The sequence below is a fragment of the Accumulibacter sp. genome (genome assembly GCF_031732815.1).
Taxonomy (GTDB): Bacteria; Pseudomonadota; Gammaproteobacteria; order Burkholderiales; family Rhodocyclaceae; genus Accumulibacter.
In genome coordinates this window covers 1-3721 of record NZ_JAVMKF010000205.1, presented here as the reverse complement: position 1 = coordinate 3721, position 3721 = coordinate 1, and the positions used below count along the sequence as shown (strand labels likewise).

The 3721-nt window shown below is 67.7% G+C and carries 2 protein-coding genes and 1 tRNA gene; all 3 read right to left on the bottom strand.

The genetic code is table 11. From position 1 onward, the window contains the following. Positions 1-1021: FecR family protein (locus RKP46_RS13100; protein WP_311107045.1), on the bottom strand; the 1021-nt coding region annotated here is incomplete at its 3' end. After that, complete coding sequence (locus tag RKP46_RS13095) at positions 1018-3297, bottom strand: adenylate/guanylate cyclase domain-containing protein (RefSeq protein ID WP_311107044.1); 2280 nt, start codon at positions 3295-3297, stop codon at positions 1018-1020. The genes RKP46_RS13100 and RKP46_RS13095, both read right to left, overlap by 4 nt. Positions 3298-3493: 196 nt before the next feature. Next, positions 3494-3569 (bottom strand) — tRNA-Arg (locus RKP46_RS13090). Between the last annotated feature and the right edge of the window lie 152 nt (positions 3570-3721).

Below are 3721 nucleotides of genomic sequence, written 5' to 3'. Positions count from 1 at the left end.
GTGGTCCGGCTTCGGTGGCGCGACGCGCCTCGGTGAGAGCCGCCGCCCTGTCGTTCTGGCTGACGCTGATGATGGCGGCAAGAGCGTCCGCGCGCCCATCGTCCGCTGGTGCCCCGGCGCGGGCGGCATCGAGCGCTGTGCGCGCCTCCGTCACCCGACCGACCGAGAGCAGGATCGCCGCCCGATACACTGCCCGCAGCGCGGCATCGTCCGCTGCAACCGTTTCGCCAGCGGCTGGTGTGAGGCGCGCCAAAGCGCCAGAGATGTCGCCGCGATGGAAGAGCGCAATGGCCTCCTGCACGGCTGGCGGCAGCGATCCGGCGCTGCGCCCGGAGCGGTCGGCGAGACCGTCCAGCACATCGGGATAATGGATCGCCCACTGCACGGCGTCGCGTGGGCGGGCGAGAATGGTGCGCGCGGGTGCCTGCGCCGGTTCGGCCTGGCCAGACTCGCCGCGGGCCAGCTTGACCTCACCCTGCTCGTTGGTCATCGCAACAACGCCCTCGAACACGCTCACGGCGGTGCGCTCGCTGTCGACCTGAACCAGGAACTCCGTCCCCTGGACCGAGGCGTTGACGTAAGGCGTCGACACCTGCAGCCCACGCGGCTGTCGGCTGAAGAACTGGACGACGCCGCGCACGAGGGCGACAAACGTTGTTTCGTTTTGAAGCGGCGCCATCATCCGCAAGGTCGTGCGTTCCTTCAGGCGCAGGACCGACTCGTTCGCGAGTGCGACCAGGGCACGGCTGTTGGGGCCGACCCGGACCAGGGCGCCGACGCAGACCAGTTCGTTCAGAACGGCCGGCCGCCAGATCGATCCGGCGTCGTTGGAGACCTCGACGCTGCCTTCAACGGAGGCGATGCGTCCCGCGACGGGTGTGCACTTTTCGGCCGCGTGCCCGCTCACCGTCCCCATCGTGGTCAGGCACGCAGCGATCAGGCCAAGCACCGCCGCGCGGGCTCGGCGGTTCGATCCATCCGCCTTCGGAGGGCGCGGGAGCAGGCGTCGCCGCGCCTTCATTTCGTTCCCATCCGGATAATCATCGGCGCCTCCTGGCCTGCCTGTCCCCCCTCCTCCCCCAGCAGTCGGTTGAGATAAAAGCGGCTCGGCCCGTCGGCCGGATAATCGCGCAAGAGCGCCGCGAAGAGCACCTGTGCCGCCTCGGCATTGCCGGCGGAAAAAGCCTGCAAGGCAACGGCGAAGCGCCGGCACAGCGTCTCGGTCTGAACGCTGACGGTATCGCGCCGGCCGACGATTTCGACGATCGACAGCGGCTCGTTCTTGCCTTTCAGAATGAACTGGCCGACCGGCCGGACGCGCAAGTGATCGAGGGCCCGGACCACACCGGCGCTCGCAAGCAGGCGCGTCCCGAGGTAGCGGTTAAGGCCTTCGATCCGGGCCGCTGTGTTGGCGATGTCGCCGACAATGCCGTAGACAAAGCGACCGCCGCCGCCGGAATGGCCGACGAACACTTCGCCGTCGTGCAGGCCGAGGCGCACGCCCAGCGGCCTGGGTGCGACCTTTGCCGCGAAGGCCGCGGCCGCATCGCGGGCGCCGATTGCGGCGGCGCACGCCCGGGCACGGACCTCCGCCTGGGGCTGCGGCGCCGTCCACGCGCACATCATGCCGTCGGCGCGGAACTCGACAACGTCGGCCTTTCGATCGTTGATCGGCTTGGCGATTGCATCGAAGTACGAATTCAGCAGGGAAGCCACTTCACCCGGCCGCATCCCCTCGGCCAGCGGCGTGAAGTCCTCCATGTCGGCGGCGAGACACGTTGCGTATACGACCTCGTTGGCCGCGCTCATGTCGCCACCGCTATCGGCGAAGCCCTGCACGACCCGCTCGGGGATGTAATAGCTGATCGCCTGCTGCATTTTCTCCCGCTGCCGGCGCGCGACGACATAGTGGCAGTAGAGCGCGGACACGACCAACAGCGCGATCGCGAACGCCGGCGTGACCAGTGGCAGCCACAACGCTGCGCGATTGAACAGGATCTGCGCCACCGCCACATAGGCGGCCGCAAGCGCGAGTGCTGCCGGCACCGCGAGGCGCGCCGGCACCGCCAGCACGTAGAAACCGATCACGCTGCACAGAACAAAAAGCATGGCGGCGCTGGTCAGGGGCGCAGGCGGGCGCAGGGAGGTGTCCGTCAGGAGATTGGCGAAGGCCGTCGCAGCGATCTCAACCCCGCTGAGATCGATCCCGTCGGCGCCGGTGAACACGGTCGCGAAGCCGTCGTCCTGCGTCGGCGTGCTGTAGTCGGCGACGCCGACGAAGACGCACCGGTCGTCAAGTCGGATCGCCGCCGGCATTCCCGCGCGTGCGGCCGCGATCAGGACGTCGTAACCGATGACCGGGATCGTCCCTGGCGGTCCATAGAAATTGAGGTAGCGGATGTCGGAACCGGCGAACAGAGCGGCCAGCCGGCGGGTAAGAATGCTCGCTGACGGACGCATTGCCGGGTCGCCACCCGCGCCGAGGGCTGCTACGATATCGCTGCGCCCGGCCAGTCCCTCCCGCGCGCGGACCAGCATCTCGCGCACCGACAGCGCGCCGTCGCCCCCTGCCGCTGCCGCCAACCTCCGTTGCTCGCCGGCGACAAGAGCCTGGATCGGCGGCAAAGCGCCGCGGTCTGTTCGTAGCGCATGCAGCCACAACGCAGCCGTGGGGATGGTGGCAACCGGCCCGTCGCCCGGCCAGAACGCCCAGAACTGGTTGACGTTGCCGGCTGTTTTCGGAAGCAGAAATGGCGCGACGACGGTGGCCGCCCGGGCAAGCGGCTCGACCGGCCCCGTAGCGTGATCTGTTTCGGCGGTCGCGCCCGTACCTCCCTTGTCTATCGCGAACGACTCCAACCGTTTGTCCATGTGCTCAAGAAGAACAACCCGATTAGCACGCTCGACCGCAGCCGCGAACGCCTCATTCTCGCTCTCGTCGCTCCTGTCGGTTTCGCCGCTCTCGCCGCTCTCGTCCGGCCTTTTCTCGAAGCGCAAGTCGAACACAATAGCGCTGGCACCGTGTGCAACCAGCGTATCGACGAGCTCGCCATGCACGGACCGTGGCCAATTCCGCGGATGCGGAGGCAACTCCAGCGCTTCGGCTGCGCGTTGATTGATCGCGACGACGGCCACTTCCGGTGGCGGCGGAATCCGGCCGCGAATGGCGAACAAGAGCGGCAGGCCGAGGCTTTCCTCCAGCGCGATACCGGCGGGAGAGAGCGCAAAGGCAGCGCTGATGCAACCGATGGCAGCACCCAGCATCAGCCCCTTGAGCCACATCCTAATCCCAGCCACGCCCACCCCTGCCTACTTGACGCCAAGCGCTCGTATCAGGAGCGTTCTCGTTGGCCGAGCGCACTACCGACCGGCAGCGGGCAAGAGCGCTGCGGCATAGGCCAGCAGGCCGCCTGATCTGCCGCTCATCGCTCGTTAGCGGAACCGCGCCCCGCCTTCAGACAAGCCGCGCGTTCCACGCACTGTCGCCGCCAGATGGCGCACCCGACAGGATTCGAACCTGTGGCCTCTGCCTCCGGAGGGCAGCGCTCTATCCACTGAGCTACGGGTGCATACCACGTGAGCGTAGCGGCCGATCTTATTGCGATCGCGGTTTCAGTCAACGCGCTTGACGATTTTATCGCCGCCGGGCCGAAATCCCGGCGTCGGTGTGGCGTTGCGGTCGCTGACCGGAAAGGGGGTGATCGTCTCTTTCGGCGAAGGA